This window comes from Flavobacterium sp. N2550, from assembly GCF_025947265.1.
Classification (GTDB): domain Bacteria; phylum Bacteroidota; class Bacteroidia; order Flavobacteriales; family Flavobacteriaceae; genus Flavobacterium; species Flavobacterium endophyticum.
In genome coordinates this window covers 3,439,597-3,453,316 of sequence record NZ_CP110007.1, presented here as the reverse complement: position 1 = coordinate 3,453,316, position 13,720 = coordinate 3,439,597, and the positions used below count along the sequence as shown (strand labels likewise).

The 13,720-nt window shown below is 36.8% G+C and carries 15 protein-coding genes; 8 read left to right on the top strand and 7 right to left on the bottom strand.

Annotation, left to right across the window (positions count from 1 at the left end; all coding sequences use genetic code 11):
* Window positions 1-2: 2 nt before the first annotated feature.
* The gene (locus tag OLM56_RS15305; protein ID WP_264527582.1) at window positions 3-557 is read right to left on the bottom strand and encodes a thioredoxin family protein; all 555 of its coding nucleotides are present in this window, start codon (window positions 555-557) and stop codon (window positions 3-5) included.
* An 85-nt stretch (window positions 558-642) separates the two neighbouring features.
* On the opposite strand from OLM56_RS15305, the gene OLM56_RS15300 reads away from it, so the two are divergent.
* Complete coding sequence (locus OLM56_RS15300; RefSeq protein WP_121374656.1) at window positions 643-996, top strand: tRNA-binding protein; 354 nt, start codon at window positions 643-645, stop codon at window positions 994-996.
* Between the two features lie 13 nt (window positions 997-1,009).
* On the opposite strand, the gene OLM56_RS15295 is transcribed toward OLM56_RS15300, so the two are convergent.
* The 3 genes from OLM56_RS15295 to OLM56_RS15285 all read right to left on the bottom strand — a co-directional run bounded on the left by OLM56_RS15295 (window position 1,010) and on the right by OLM56_RS15285 (window position 3,943).
* A complete protein-coding gene (locus OLM56_RS15295; RefSeq protein ID WP_264527581.1) occupies window positions 1,010-1,663 on the bottom strand; it encodes a WG repeat-containing protein in 654 nt (217 codons plus the stop codon).
* A gap of 80 nt (window positions 1,664-1,743) precedes the next feature.
* A complete protein-coding gene (locus tag OLM56_RS15290) occupies window positions 1,744-2,121 on the bottom strand; it encodes a PUR family DNA/RNA-binding protein (protein ID WP_182492292.1) in 378 nt (125 codons plus the stop codon).
* Between the two features lie 73 nt (window positions 2,122-2,194).
* Window positions 2,195-3,943, bottom strand: coding sequence for an ABC transporter ATP-binding protein (locus OLM56_RS15285; RefSeq protein WP_264527580.1), 1,749 nt, complete (start codon window positions 3,941-3,943; stop codon window positions 2,195-2,197).
* Window positions 3,944-4,144: 201 nt separating this feature from the next.
* Here OLM56_RS15285 and OLM56_RS15280 point away from each other — a divergent pair, with 201 nt between their 5' ends.
* From OLM56_RS15280 to yajC, 4 genes are all read left to right on the top strand, one after another.
* Complete coding sequence (locus tag OLM56_RS15280; RefSeq protein WP_121374651.1) at window positions 4,145-5,245, top strand: Glu/Leu/Phe/Val family dehydrogenase; 1,101 nt, start codon at window positions 4,145-4,147, stop codon at window positions 5,243-5,245.
* A 116-nt stretch (window positions 5,246-5,361) separates the two neighbouring features.
* Window positions 5,362-6,270, top strand: a complete 909-nt coding sequence (gene nusB, locus OLM56_RS15275; protein WP_121376192.1) for a transcription antitermination factor NusB — start codon at window positions 5,362-5,364, stop codon at window positions 6,268-6,270.
* A gap of 17 nt (window positions 6,271-6,287) precedes the next feature.
* Entirely contained in the window at window positions 6,288-6,764 is a 477-nt protein-coding gene (locus tag OLM56_RS15270) for a DUF1573 domain-containing protein (protein ID WP_121374650.1), read from the top strand.
* Window positions 6,765-6,771: 7 nt separating this feature from the next.
* Window positions 6,772-7,047 carry a preprotein translocase subunit YajC gene (gene yajC, locus OLM56_RS15265; protein ID WP_121374649.1) on the top strand — a complete coding sequence of 92 codons (276 nt, stop codon included), beginning with the start codon at window positions 6,772-6,774 and terminating at the stop codon, window positions 7,045-7,047.
* Between the two features lie 48 nt (window positions 7,048-7,095).
* Here the strand turns inward: yajC and OLM56_RS15260 are convergent, their stop codons facing one another.
* From OLM56_RS15260 to OLM56_RS15250, 3 genes are all read right to left on the bottom strand, one after another.
* Window positions 7,096-7,671 carry a YdeI/OmpD-associated family protein gene (locus OLM56_RS15260; protein ID WP_264527579.1) on the bottom strand — a complete coding sequence of 192 codons (576 nt, stop codon included), beginning with the start codon at window positions 7,669-7,671 and terminating at the stop codon, window positions 7,096-7,098.
* 13 nt (window positions 7,672-7,684) lie between these two features.
* Window positions 7,685-8,923, bottom strand: a complete 1,239-nt coding sequence (pepT, locus tag OLM56_RS15255) for a peptidase T (RefSeq protein WP_264527578.1) — start codon at window positions 8,921-8,923, stop codon at window positions 7,685-7,687.
* A 75-nt stretch (window positions 8,924-8,998) separates the two neighbouring features.
* Window positions 8,999-9,616: a hypothetical protein gene (locus OLM56_RS15250; protein ID WP_264527577.1), complete on the bottom strand. Its 618-nt coding sequence runs from the start codon at window positions 9,614-9,616 to the stop codon at window positions 8,999-9,001.
* 161 nt (window positions 9,617-9,777) lie between these two features.
* Between OLM56_RS15250 and OLM56_RS15245 the strand changes: the two genes are divergently transcribed.
* From OLM56_RS15245 to OLM56_RS15235, 3 genes are all read left to right on the top strand, one after another.
* Window positions 9,778-10,797, top strand: a complete 1,020-nt coding sequence (locus OLM56_RS15245; protein ID WP_264527576.1) for a quinone-dependent dihydroorotate dehydrogenase — start codon at window positions 9,778-9,780, stop codon at window positions 10,795-10,797.
* A gap of 80 nt (window positions 10,798-10,877) precedes the next feature.
* Window positions 10,878-11,741 (top strand): hydroxymethylglutaryl-CoA lyase, encoded by an 864-nt coding sequence (locus OLM56_RS15240; protein WP_121374644.1) that lies wholly within the window; start codon window positions 10,878-10,880, stop codon window positions 11,739-11,741.
* 102 nt (window positions 11,742-11,843) lie between these two features.
* Complete coding sequence (locus OLM56_RS15235) at window positions 11,844-13,685, top strand: tetratricopeptide repeat-containing sensor histidine kinase (protein ID WP_170148723.1); 1,842 nt, start codon at window positions 11,844-11,846, stop codon at window positions 13,683-13,685.
* Window positions 13,686-13,720: the final 35 nt, after the last annotated feature.

The window sequence follows — 13,720 nt, the reverse complement described above, 5'->3', positions numbered from 1 at the left end:
AATTACTTCCACTTGATGTTGCAACCCAGGCTTGGCTTTTGGATGGCAGCAAGGCTTCGGTTGTAGATCAACGCGTCGATAGCATTTCTCAGGTCGCTTCCGCTTAAAGGAATTCCGTTTGAAGGTCTTGAATCGTCCAATTGCCCTCTATAAAATAATTTTTCCTGAGCGTCAAAAAGATAAAAGTCTGGCGTACAGGCTGCATCGAAGGCTTTCGCAACTTCTTGCGTTTCGTCGTATAAATAAGGAAAATCAAAGCTGTTTTTAAAGGCAAACTCAGTCATCATTTGCGGTCCGTCCTGCGGATATTTTTTTACATCATTGCTGCTGATGGCGATGATTCCGATTCCTTGTACTCTGTAATCATTAGCAATCATCAAAATTTCCGGCAAAGCATGGATAACATACGGACAATGGTTGCAGATAAACATTACCAAGGTTCCTTTGCTTCCTTTGAGGTCTTCAAAAGAATAATAGAAATTGGAATTGGTATCTTTTAGCCTGAATTGTGGAGCGGCAGTCCCCAGCGGGAGCATATTGGATGGAGTTTTTGACATGGCGCGTTGAAATGAAATTGAGGTTTAAATATAAGCAGAAAATTCCGAACTTTGGACAATCCAATCAGTATAGAAAACTAAAATTATGAATCCAGAAGCACAGAACAATTTATCTTGGACCGAATTTGAAAAAGTCGAAATGCGTGTCGGGACCATTCTCGAAGCTAATGATTTTCCTGAAGCCAGAAAGCCAGCTTACCAATTAGTCATTGATTTTGGCAATGAAATTGGAACCAGAAAAACTTCGGCGCAAATTACTAAGCACTATGAAAAAGCAGATTTAGTCGGAAGGCAGATTGTTGCTGTCGTAAACTTTCCTAAAAAACAGATCGGAAAATTCATGAGCGAATGTTTGGTTTTGGGAGCTGTAGGCGAGGAAGGATCTGTTGTTTTGTTGTCTCCGGATTTAAAAGTGGAGAATGGCTTGAGGATTGGATAAATAATTTGAAAGATTAATATGCTTTTGAGCAATCTTCTTTGGTTAAGGGTGCTATTTCTTTTCCTGATGTATTTACATAGCCGCATTTTCCATCTTTGACAACAAATGCTATATCTTTCCTGAAGAAATTTGCTTTATCGTAAATACAAGGAACAATTTCTTTACCACTTTTATTGATAAAGCCCCATTTCTTGTTTCTTTGGACTCGTGCAAATCCGGACGTGTCATTGTTGAAATTATCCATGCCATCATAAATAAGCGGAGTTACTTCTTTTCCTTTTTTGTCTATAATGCCGCATTTGTTATTGTTTCTAACGATAGCCACACCGCCTTTGAAATCATCGGCAATATCATAAATAAAAGGAACGACCATTTTTCCGGTTTTATTAAAAAAACCAGATTTGTTTCCCTTTGTAACGACTACTAGTCCTTCTTTAAGATTTCCGACTCCGTCATAGATGATCGGAATAACAACAGTGCCAGTGCTGTCAATCAGTCCGAAAGATTTGCCGTTTGAAACAGGAGCAAACCCGTGTAAAAAGAACCTTATGCTATACGTATTGTCGGTTGTTGTAAATTTTTGAGTATTCGTGTCGTATGTGCCAGGAATTTTAGTTTGCGCCAAAAGGCAATTCCCAAGCAAAAGACAGATGATCAGGTATTTCATATAGCTAAAAGAAAATTAGTTATTTCTCTAAATAAAAATTCCCGAAAGGTTATTTCGGGAATTTTGGTATTGTAAATCGATTAAATATCGTCAAAATCAATATCTGTAAAGCTTGCCGTCGCGGTGGTTTCAACTGGCGCTTTCTCTGCGTAGAATTCTTTCTTGAAATCTTTCTGGTGTCTTTCAGAGATTACTTCTTCGCCTTTGTGGTTTAAGACATACGAAGTCATTTCTTCTAAGATTTCTGAAAATGCAGCAAAGTCTTCTTTGTAAAGATAGATTTTGTGTTTCTTGAAATGAAAAGATCCGTCTTCTTCAGTGAATTTTTTGCTTTCCGTGATTGTGATATAGTAGTCGTCAGCTTTTGTAGCCCTAACATCGAAGAAATAGGTTCTTCTTCCGGCTCTCAATACTTTAGAAAAAATCTCTTCTTTTTCTAGCATGTCATTTTCTCTCATAATCCTTCTTTCAAATGGTTTGTGTGTTATCTTGAACCAAAAATCTAAAAAATAGCTGAATTAAACAACATTTTTATAGGATTTCTTTTTCAGAAAGCTGTTTTAGATACAGGTCTTTGTAATATCCTTCTTGGTTTACCAATTGATTATGAGAACCTTGTTGGATGATTTTTCCATCCTCTAGAATAATGATTTTGTCAGCGTTTTTAGCTGATGATACTCTATGGCTCACCAGAATTGTCGTCTTGTCTTTGCAGAACTCGAGAAGGTTGTTCAAAATCGCTTCTTCTGTTTCTGTATCAACGGCCGAAAGGCAATCGTCTAACAATAAAATCTTTGAATCCTTGATAATAGCTCGAGCAATTGAAACACGCTGTTTTTGTCCACCGGATAATGTAATTCCTCTTTCGCCGATAACCGTTTGGTATTTATCGTTGAAGCCCATGATGTTGTTGTGGACCACCGCTTTTTTAGCCGCTTCCATAACTTCTGCTTCTGTCGCATCTTCTTTACCGAACTTAATGTTGTTCATTATAGTATCTGAAAACAAAAAGGCATCCTGCGGTACAAAAGCGATACTGTTTCTGACATCATGAAGGTTGAGTCCTTTGATGTTATGATTGTCTATGGTAATCTCGCCGTCTTTTATATCGTACAGTCGGCTGATTAAGCTCAGTATCGTCGATTTTCCAGAGCCTGTTTTTCCTAATATGGCCAGCGTTTCTCCTTTTTGTATTGTGAAGCTTACGTTATTCAGCGCTGTTATATTGGTATCTTCGTATGTGAAGCTCACGTGGTTGAAAGTGATTTTTCCTTCGATTACCGAACTTTCTAAAGTCTTGTTTTTGATTTCAGGCTGTATTTTAAGGAACTCGTTGATTCTTTTCTGCGAAGCTTCGGCTTCCTGAATCATAGAAGATACCCATCCTAATGAGGCTACCGGCCAAGTCAGCATGTTTACATATAATATGAACTCCGCAATAACGCCGATGCTTTTTACCGAACCGTTGATATACATCATACCTCCGACATAGATTACGACTAAGTTGCTCATTCCGATAAGCAAAATCATCAAGGGTCCGAACAATGCGTTGGTCTTGGCTAATTTCATGCTCTTTTCACGGCTTTCTTCCGACAAGTCCGAAAATTCATTATGTGATTTTTCTTCCAAGCTGTAGGCTTTTATGACGCGGATTCCAGAGAAAATTTCTTGTGTGTAGCTCGAAAGCTGAGAAAGATTCTGCTGAAAAATACCGCTCCTTACGTTAATCTCGTTACTCAGCTTGAATATAAGGTAAGACAATATCGGCAGCGGAAGCAAAGTATATAAGGTAAGTTTCGGTGAAATAATATACATCTGAACAATTACAACTGCAAAACGGATGAAGGTATTCAGCGTATACATTACGGCAGGACCAACATACATCCTTACTTTTCCAACATCTTCGCTGATACGGTTCATCAAATCGCCCGTGCGGTTTCTTTTGTAGAAATTCTGCGAAAGATTTTCATATTGCCTGAAAACCTCGTTTTTAAGGTCGAATTCTACATAACGTGACATTACAATCAACGTTTGGCGCATTAAAAAAGTAAGTATTCCGGCAATAAATGTGGTCGCTAATACCCACAAGATATTTTCGAGCAGGATGTTTTTTGTTGTTTCTGCATCAAACTCATTACTAGTCAAAGCATTGATGGAATTTCCAATTAATTTAGGAGTATAGAGGGAAAATATCTGCGCAATAATTGTAGTGACAATTCCTAATAAAAAATGGTATTTGTATTTGACGAAATATTTGTTTAAATATTGAAGTTCTTTCATTGTATTATATAAAAAATAGGGAAATAAGTGTGTTATATGTTAAAAATATGTCTAAAATGATTTTTTATTTAAAATGCAAAAACGCTAATCTCATTAGTGGATTGCTAATAAAAGTTAATTTCATTGCAAAGTTTTGATTTAAATCTTAATTTTGCCACATCTTTTTGATGAAATCATAATTAACCACTTAATAAAGATAGTATGATAACAGAAGTAGCAAAAGCAAGTGAGCTTCACAAAATCGACCCGGTTTTTGGACAATTATCATTTGACAATCACGAACAAATCGTATTTTGTAATGACAAAGATACTGGTTTGAAAGCAATAATCGGCATTCATAACACAGTTTTAGGACCAGCTTTGGGTGGAACGAGAATGTGGAAATATACCAACGAATGGGAAGCTCTTAATGACGTTTTGAGACTTTCAAGAGGAATGACCTTCAAATCTGCTATTTCAGGTTTAAACCTTGGTGGTGGAAAAGCGGTCATCATTGGTGACGCAAAAGTGGACAAGACTCCAGAAATGATCACAAAGTTTGGTGAATATATCAATTCATTAAGCGGTAAATATATTACGGCAGAAGACGTAGGGACTACAACTCCGGACATGGACTTGATTAGAGACGTTACGCCTTATGTAACGGGAATCTCTGAAGCTAGAGGTGGTTCTGGAAATCCTTCTCCTGTAACAGCTTATGGTGTGTACATGGGAATGAAAGCTGCTGCAAAATACCAATTCGGTTCTGATAATCTTAGCGGTAAAAAAATCTTAGTTCAAGGTACTGGAAACGTTGGGGAAACGCTTATCAAGCATTTGACTGCTGAAGGTGCTTTGGTTCAAATGACCGACATCAACGAGGCTAGATTACAAGAAATTAATGCAAAATACGGTGCTCAAATTTATACTGGCGATATCTATGGTGCTGATGTTGATATTTATGCGCCTTGTGCACTTGGAGCTACTATCAATGACGAAACTGTAAACAAAATCAAAGCTAAAGTTATTGCTGGTGCGGCTAACAACCAATTGGCAAACGAAGAAATCCACGGAAAAATCTTGAAAGACAGAGGTATTGCTTATGCTCCTGATTTCTTGATCAATGCTGGTGGAATTATCAATGTATATGCTGAAATCGTAGGTTATGACAGTGCTGAAGCATTAAGAAGAACTGAAAACATCTACAATACTACATTGGAAATCTTCAGTTTTGCTGAAACGAACGGAATCACTACGCACCAAGCTGCTTTATCGATTGCTCAAAAACGTATTGACGACAGAAAAAAAGAAAACGCTAAATAATTTAGGGTTTCAATAATATTCTTATTTTTGCAAAGCGAAAGAAAATCTCTTTCGCTTTGTTAATTTTTAAAAGTTCTTATAAGGTGTTAAATAGAAGACATATCCGTGTGAAAGTAATGCAGTCAGTATATGCCATGCATCAAAACAATTCTGATAATCTTGAAAAAGAAGAAAAATTCTTATTCTACAGTATCGAAAATATTCAAGATTTATACCTTATCATGCTGTCTTCGCTGATAGAAATCCAAAAAAGAGAAGAAGATTTTCTTGATAAATCAAGCAAGAAACATCTCGTTACAGCCGAAGAACGAAATCCAAACAAAAAATTCATCAATAATTCAGTACTGCAGCTGTTGGTAGAGAGCAATTCTTTAAGCATGGCCTTAGAGAATCGAAAAATCAACGACTGGCATTTGAATGAAGACTATATAAGAATCCTGTTGGAAGAAATCAAGAACAGCGATCTTTATAAGACTTACATGAGCAATCGGGTGAACAATTTTGAAGAAGACAAACGATTCATCGTTTCTGTTTTTACCGATTTAATTGCTCCTAACGAAAAACTGTACGAATACCTTGAAGATAACAAATTGACCTGGGTAGATGATATTCCGTTAGTCAATACGCACATCGTAAAACAACTAAAAGCATTGAAATCTACAGATGAAGATTTTTCAATCCCGAAAGTGTATAAAGATTCTGAAGATAAAGATTTTACGAAAAACTTATTCCGTAAAACAGTTTTAAACGAGCCAGAATTATCTAAAGAATTTATCGACAAGACACCTAATTGGGATTCGGACAGGATAGCAGAAATCGATACCATTATATTAAAAATGGCTATCTGTGAGTTATTGAAATTCCCGTCTATTCCTGTAAAAGTAACTATTAACGAATATTTAGAAATTGCAAAGGAATATTCTACGCCAAAAAGCAGTATTTTTATCAACGGAATTTTAGATAATCTTGTAAAAGATTACCAAACCGCAAATAAACTTAACAAAACCGGAAGAGGTTTGATGTAACTTAAATACTAGTAATTATGATTAGAAAAACTGTAGGTTTGCTGGCAATTGCCTCGCTAGTCTTAACCGTTTCTTGCAAAGACAATGCGTCTTCAAAAGTAGAGGCTTCTAACGTTCAAGAAACAGCAATGCGCGAAGAGTCGACTGGAAAAGTTCCTGTGATGAGCTTTACAGAAAAAGAATTCGACTTTGGAACGATTAAAGAAGGAGATAAAGTAGAGCACGTTTTTACATTCACTAATACAGGCGATGCAGATTTGATCATTGCAGATGCTAAAGGAAGCTGTGGTTGCACAGTTCCTGTATTTAAGAAAGAACCAATCAAGCCGGGTGAAACCAGCACGATGAAAGTAACTTTCGATTCTACTGGAAAACCTGGAAAACAACAAAAATCTGTAAACATTACAGCGAATACGGCTTCTGGAAACGAATTATTAACAATCAAAGCAGAAGTGACGCCAAAAGCTGGTGGCATTGGAGTAACAAATCACTAAAATTATCATGGAACAATACGGAAATATATTATTATTTGGAGGAATGTTCGTGGTCATGTACTTTTTCATGATCAGGCCTCAACAAAAAAGAGCAAAAGCAGAAAAAGAATTCGAATCAGCACTGAAAGTAGGAGACAAAGTCATTACTAAAAGTGGTCTTCACGGAAAAATTTCTGAACTGGCAGAAAGAACAATTGTTCTTGAAACGATGTCTGGAAAATTAAAAATGGAGCGTTCTGCAATTTCTTTGGAATTGAGCAAAATGGCAAACGAAGCTAAATAATAAGCTTTTCTATAAAATAAAAAGTCCCGATTTATCGGGACTTTTTTGTTATCTGTATTTGTCATTCAGGCCAATTCCTTCTAAAATCATGGGCTTGATTTTTTCAAACCTTGAAATTTTCGTTTTTTCCTGTTTGGCAGTTTCGATATATTCTAGAAATTCTCTTTGCTTAAAAGGAGTGAACGATTCAAAAGCCTTTTTCAGCGCCATATTTGATTTAAATTGCTCTTCCATAAATTTCGAAACGATGGCTTCTTTTTTCGCAGGTTTGCTTGAAATTCCGGCCTTTTCATTTTCAATCGCTTCTTGTATATAAGAAAGAACGAGTTTTTCATCAATCTCTTCTTTGGATTGAAAACGCCATTGTCTTAAAGCTTTGGTAACACCTTCATTAGCATTTACCAACACTTTTTTTGGATCTTTCAGAAAAACGCCATTGTAAAACCAGATGGTAAAAAAGTTCTTGAAGCCGCCGATTGCCAATACATTTTTGTTGTTTAAGGTATAAACCGGTGCTCCCCATTTTACCATTTCAACAAGCTCTGTCTTGATAATTATCGATTTTAGATACTCCAATTCCTCTTCCCATTGATTGGTCTTGTCCCATGTGTGTTTTTCTTCCATCGGCAAAAAAAGTTTATTTTTCTGCAGTCAGTTCGGCAATTTTCACAATAACTTCTACCGCTTTCTGCATGCTTTCTACAGGAACGTATTCGTATTTTCCATGGAAATTATGTCCGCCTGCAAAAATATTAGGACATGGGAGTCCCATATAAGACAGCTGGCAGCCATCAGTTCCACCACGAATCGGTTTGATGATTGGCTTAATTCCAAGTTGTTTCATTGCTTTTTCGGCAATATCAACAATATGCATGACCGGTTGTACCTTTTCCTTCATATTGTAATACTGATCCTTGATTTCAGCAGTTGCTATATCTTCACCAAATTGAGCTGCGAATTTTTTGTTGATTTTTTTCGTGATCTTTTCGACTAGTTTCTTTCTTTTTTCAAATTTGTTCTTGTCGTGGTCGCGAATGATCAGCTCTAATGTAGTTTCTTCGATTGTTCCGTTTAAGTGGTGTACGTGGAAAAATCCTTCGTAGCCTTTTGTTCTTTCAGGAACTTCATCTTTTGGCAATTTTGAAAGGAATTTATTCGCGATCAGCATAGAATTAATCATTTTTCCTTTGGCATAACCCGGATGTACGCTCTTTCCTTTGAAGGTAATTTTCGCGCCAGCAGCATTGAAATTTTCATATTCTAGCTCGCCAATCTGACTTCCGTCCATTGTATAAGCCCAATCGGCACTGAATTTTTTCACATCAAATTTATGAGCACCACGACCGATTTCTTCATCAGGTGTAAATCCGACTCTGATCTTTCCGTGTTTGATTTCTGGATGTTGGATCAGATATTCCATAGCCGTCACAATTTCGGTAATTCCAGCTTTATCATCTGCGCCAAGAAGCGTTGTGCCATCTGTCGTGATAATCGTCTGGCCTTTGTATTGTAATAAATCTTTGAAATAATTTGGAGAAAGAACAATATTCTGCTCTTTGTTTAAGATAATATCGCCACCGTCATAATTTTTTACGATTTGCGGCTTGATGTTGGCTCCCGTAAAATCAGGTGTCGTATCGAAATGCGAAACAAATCCGATAGTTGGAACTTCATGGTCTACATTGCTAGGCAAAGTCGCCATGATATACGCATTTTCGTCAATCGTAACATCTTCTAATCCGATTGCTTTTAGCTCTTCAACTAATTTGTTCGCTAAGTCCCACTGTTTTGCTGTACTTGGAGTTGTATTTGAATTTGGGTCCGATTCCGTATCAATAGTAACATAACTGATAAAACGGTCAATAATATGTTGCATAATATATGTTTAAAATGTGACGCGAAGTTACAATTTATTTAAGTTTTCTCCCTTTTTTAGCGCAAGGTTTAACGATTATTTGCCTAAAATCTGAAGCTCTTTTTCTAGATTTCTTCTAGCTTGACTTTCGTATTTGTTTTGGAAATAACTCGTCTTGAAAATATGTTCCATGTCTAAGAAATGCTGTAGCGCTTTTTTCCTGCCGTTAGTGTACATGAAATCAGGATAGATGCTGTATTCTTTTCGAATTTGCTGGTAATAAGTTGCATAAACTTCCCAGCTTTTTCCTAAAATAGATAAGTCGGCATCGGTAAATAAGTTCGTATCTGGATCGGCGACAGCATGCAATTTTGTGGCAAGAATCTGGCGTTTGCATTTTTGAATTTTGTCTTCAGGATAGCTAATCTGTTCCAATCTTTCCACAGCAAGCTGAGCGCTTTTTTCTTCATTATCGCTTCGTGTCGTTTTGTAAACAATGTCGTGATAGTATATAGAAAACTGTACGGTATCCCAATCCTCAAATTCTTGTTTAATAGGAATCAATTCTTCGAACAAATTTTCCAAATGCGACAGGTTGTGATAATGTCTTTTTTTAGAAGAATGATTTTTCTTGATTTCTAGCCAAAGCTTCTCTTGTAAAGAAATATCTTGACTGTATTTTTGAAAGAGACTATTGAAGTTTTGTTGTAACATATCTAAATTTAGAAAGTATCAATGCTCATTCTGAGAGTCTACAGAAGAGATTTTATAGGCTAAATATAAAATAAACAATTGATAACATCTACAAAAAAATCTGCCAAACATTTAATAATCGGATTGATAATTCTATTTTTGCAAAACACAACACAGCTAAAATGTACAAATCACTAATCCGCCCACTTCTTTTCGGGTTTGATCCGGAAAAAATCCATTATTTTACTTTTTCAACACTGCGTTTTCTAAACAAGATTCCAGGCTCGAAATCAATTTTCAAATCACTTTATCAAATAGAAGATAAACGACTGGAACGTGAGGTTTTTGGCTTGAAATTTAAAAATCCTGTTGGCTTGGCCGCCGGATTTGATAAAGATGCAAAGTTATATAAAGAACTTTCGAATCTTGGTTTTGGCTTTATCGAAATCGGTACGCTCACGCCAAAAGGACAGGAGGGAAATCCTAAAAAACGCCTTTTCCGCCTAAAAGAAGATTCGGCAATCATCAATCGGATGGGATTTAACAACGGCGGTGTGGTTGAAGCTGTCGAAAGACTGAAAAAAAATAATGGCGTGCTGATTGGAGGAAATATCGGGAAAAATAAGCTGACTCCAAATGAAGAAGCAACTTCAGATTATGAAATCTGCTTTGATGCCTTATATGATTATGTGGATTATTTTGTCGTAAATGTAAGTTCTCCAAATACGCCAAACCTTCGTGCATTACAAGATAAAGAACCACTGACACAGTTGTTGCAATCTCTCCAAGATAAGAATGCCACAAAGCCAAAACAGAAGCCGATTCTCCTCAAGATAGCACCTGATCTGACAGACGAACAGCTTTTGGATATAATTGACATCGTAAACGACACAAAAATTGCGGGCGTAATTGCTACCAATACGACTATTTCTAGAGAAGGATTGCAATCCGAAAACAAAAAAGAAACAGGCGGCTTGTCTGGAAAGCCTCTGACAAAACGTTCTACAGAAGTAATCCGCTTTCTTTCCGATAAAAGCAATAAATCCTTTCCGATAATTGGAGTAGGAGGAATTCATTCTGCCGAAGACGCGCTTGAGAAATTAGAAGCGGGTGCCAGCCTAGTGCAACTGTATACCGGATTTATTTATGAAGGCCCGGCTCTGATTAAAAAAATCAACCAAAAGATACTAAAAGAAAAGTAAGATAATTCGATAGTTCGTTAGTATAAAATTAGGAAAAAACGATTTCGTAAAATAGAATTCTTTCCTATCTTTGGACTTCTATGGAACAAGTTAAAATTATAGAGTGTCCGAGGGATGCAATGCAAGGAATCAAGGCATTTATCCCGACAGAAAAAAAAGTGGACTACATCCAATCCTTATTGCGTGTTGGTTTTGACACCATAGATTTCGGAAGTTTTGTTTCGCCAAAAGCCATTCCTCAAATGGTCGATACGGCTGAAGTATTAGCCAAGCTTGACCTTTCTCAGACAAGAAGCAAGCTTTTAGCAATTATTGCCAATACGCAAGGCGCAGAAATGGCTTCAAAACACAAAGAAATACAGTACCTAGGTTATCCGTTTTCTATATCCGAAAATTTCCAGATGCGGAATACGCATAAGACCATAGCCGAATCTTTAATTACGCTACAAGAAATTCTGGATATCGCCAATGCTACAGACAAAGAAGTCGTGGCCTATCTTTCCATGGGATTCGGAAATCCATATGGTGATCCGTGGAATGTTGAAATTGTTGGCGAATGGACAGAAAGATTATCCAACATGGGCGTCAAGATATTGTCGCTTTCAGATACCGTTGGTTCTTCAACGCCAGAGGTAATCGATTATCTTTTTTCGAACCTGATTCCGAAATACAAACATATCGAGTTCGGAGCGCACTTGCATACAACGCCAGATAAATGGTTCGAAAAAGTAGATGCAGCTTATAAATCCGGCTGTCGAAGATTTGACGGCGCTATCCAAGGTTTTGGCGGCTGTCCTATGGCTAAAGACGATTTGACAGGAAATATGCCGACCGAAAAGATGCTTTCGTATTTCACGACGCAAAAAGCTTCAACAGAAACTAGCCCCATGAGTTTTGAAAGCGCTTATAACGAAGCGACAAAGATTTTTACGGTATACCACTAATTCCGGCCAAATTTTGATATCTTTATCGCGGAGTAATTTTAACGTAACGATAGTTTGCCCAGTTCTATAATAAGCTTTTTTACCTTATTAATTTGCTTGGTTTTGCCAAAAACCGAGAGCTATTCTTTTAATCTCCAGAAAGATTCTGTCCGTTACTATCTTGAAGAATCTAAAAAGCAGGTATACAGCGATTTTAAAGCCGCAAAAAAGTCGCTTGTAAAAGCCGAAGCTATTGCAAAAAAATCCAAAGACCCTAATCTGATTGCAGATGTTGCCCATAATTATGCCGCCAGCTATTATATTGTTGGAACGTATGATATAGCCCTGCAGAAATTTATGGAGGCTTTATCGTTGTATGAAGAAACCGATAATAAGCTCGGGATTGCAAAATGTCTTATAGGCCAAGGCCTTATTCAACAAGGAATCGGCAGAAATAAAGAAGCCATAAAGTTATTTCAAAAGGCAAATACGATTATCAAAGAACTAAACGATACGGTCTTAGAGAGCAAGGTGTATCTGAATATAGGCATTTCCCAAATTGAATTAAAGGAAATAGATGAGTCGTATGATAATTTTCATAAATCTTTAAAATTAGCAGTCCAAAATAAAGATTCCAACATGGAGCATCTTTCCCAAAACAGGTTGGGAAACCTCCATTATCTTCGGAACGATTTAGATTCTTCTGTCTATTATTATAAAAAAGTACTTGATGCGAGTCAAGCCAATCAATGGGAAAAGTCGTTTGCAAACACGGGGCTTTCAGAAGTCTATATTAAAAAAGGCGATTATAAAAAAGCAGAAGAATATGGCTTGAAAGGCTTTGAAGCCGCAAAAAATACACAAGCGAAGTGGGATATTGCCAGGGCTGCGGAAATCTTATCGATTGCTTATAAAAATGACCATAACTATGAGCTGGCTTTTAAGTATCTGGCCATCTGCAAAAGCTATAATGATTCACTTTTTAACGACGCAAAATTAAAAGAAATCAACCTGCTGCAGTTAAAAAGAAAAGAAGCCGAAAACGAAAAACTTGTTGCCAAAAATGAAGCGGCACAGCACAAGCTCAAAAACACAAGGCTATTTTCAGTATCCGTAATTCTCTTCATGCTGTATCTTTTGACCATCATATACCAGTATACCAAGAATAATAAGGTAAGGGAGAAGCTATATTCAGAATTAGAGCTTAAAAACCAAGACATCGAAAGCCAGCAAATGCTGATAACTGCCCAGAACCACAATCTGAGCGAACTCAACCAGACAAAAAACAAATTGTTCTCTATATTGTCACATGATTTGAGATCCCCGATTGCTTCTATTCAGCAGGTTCTCGGACTGCTACGCGAAGGCGAAATCAGCAGTGAAGAACTGAAAGTATTGGCCGAACATTTGATTACTCAAGTAGATAGTACTTCTATCATGCTGAATAATATATTGCATTGGTCTATGACACAGCTCGATGGAGCAAAAATTAATAAAGAGAATATTGATTTAGAAAAAGTGGTCAAAGATTCCATAGCCGGATTGAACCTTATGGCGAAAGCTAAAGAAATAAAATTTATCCATACAAATTCAGAAAAAGATACTGTTGTCGATGCAGATAAAGGACATGTCCAAATCATACTAAATAATTTGCTGTCTAATGCAATAAAGTTCACTCCTATAGCCGGAACTATTGAAATCAGATATTCTGAAGACGGAACATTTATCCATATGCATATCAATGATTCGGGCAAAGGTATTTCTCAAGCCAAGATTGAAGAAATCCTGAATTTTGACAAAAGAGTAGTGTCCGAAAAAGGAACTGGTTTTGAAGAAGGTACCGGTCTTGGACTGCTTTTGGTAAAGCAATTTTTATCAGATAATAATGGACAGCTCGATATTGTCCACCATCAAGAAGGCGGGACGGAATTTATTGCCTCATTGCCAAAAGCTAAATATTTCTAAATAAAACCTTAGATTTCCTTTTCTCCCTAAAAATG

Bases quoted from the DNA above. Each gene is read 5' to 3' on its own strand.
- OLM56_RS15305 (WP_264527582.1), bottom strand. From the start codon at position 557: ATGTCAAAAACTCCATCCAATATGCTCCCGCTGGGGACTGCCGCTCCA.
- OLM56_RS15300 (WP_121374656.1), top strand. From the start codon at position 643: ATGAATCCAGAAGCACAGAACAATTTATCTTGGACCGAATTTGAAAAA.
- OLM56_RS15295 (WP_264527581.1), bottom strand. From the start codon at position 1,663: ATGAAATACCTGATCATCTGTCTTTTGCTTGGGAATTGCCTTTTGGCG.
- OLM56_RS15290 (WP_182492292.1), bottom strand. From the start codon at position 2,121: ATGAGAGAAAATGACATGCTAGAAAAAGAAGAGATTTTTTCTAAAGTA.
- OLM56_RS15285 (WP_264527580.1), bottom strand. From the start codon at position 3,943: ATGAAAGAACTTCAATATTTAAACAAATATTTCGTCAAATACAAATAC.
- OLM56_RS15280 (WP_121374651.1), top strand. From the start codon at position 4,145: ATGATAACAGAAGTAGCAAAAGCAAGTGAGCTTCACAAAATCGACCCG.
- nusB (WP_121376192.1), top strand. From the start codon at position 5,362: ATGCAGTCAGTATATGCCATGCATCAAAACAATTCTGATAATCTTGAA.
- OLM56_RS15270 (WP_121374650.1), top strand. From the start codon at position 6,288: ATGATTAGAAAAACTGTAGGTTTGCTGGCAATTGCCTCGCTAGTCTTA.
- yajC (WP_121374649.1), top strand. From the start codon at position 6,772: ATGGAACAATACGGAAATATATTATTATTTGGAGGAATGTTCGTGGTC.
- OLM56_RS15260 (WP_264527579.1), bottom strand. From the start codon at position 7,671: ATGGAAGAAAAACACACATGGGACAAGACCAATCAATGGGAAGAGGAA.
- pepT (WP_264527578.1), bottom strand. From the start codon at position 8,923: ATGCAACATATTATTGACCGTTTTATCAGTTATGTTACTATTGATACG.
- OLM56_RS15250 (WP_264527577.1), bottom strand. From the start codon at position 9,616: ATGTTACAACAAAACTTCAATAGTCTCTTTCAAAAATACAGTCAAGAT.
- OLM56_RS15245 (WP_264527576.1), top strand. From the start codon at position 9,778: ATGTACAAATCACTAATCCGCCCACTTCTTTTCGGGTTTGATCCGGAA.
- OLM56_RS15240 (WP_121374644.1), top strand. From the start codon at position 10,878: ATGGAACAAGTTAAAATTATAGAGTGTCCGAGGGATGCAATGCAAGGA.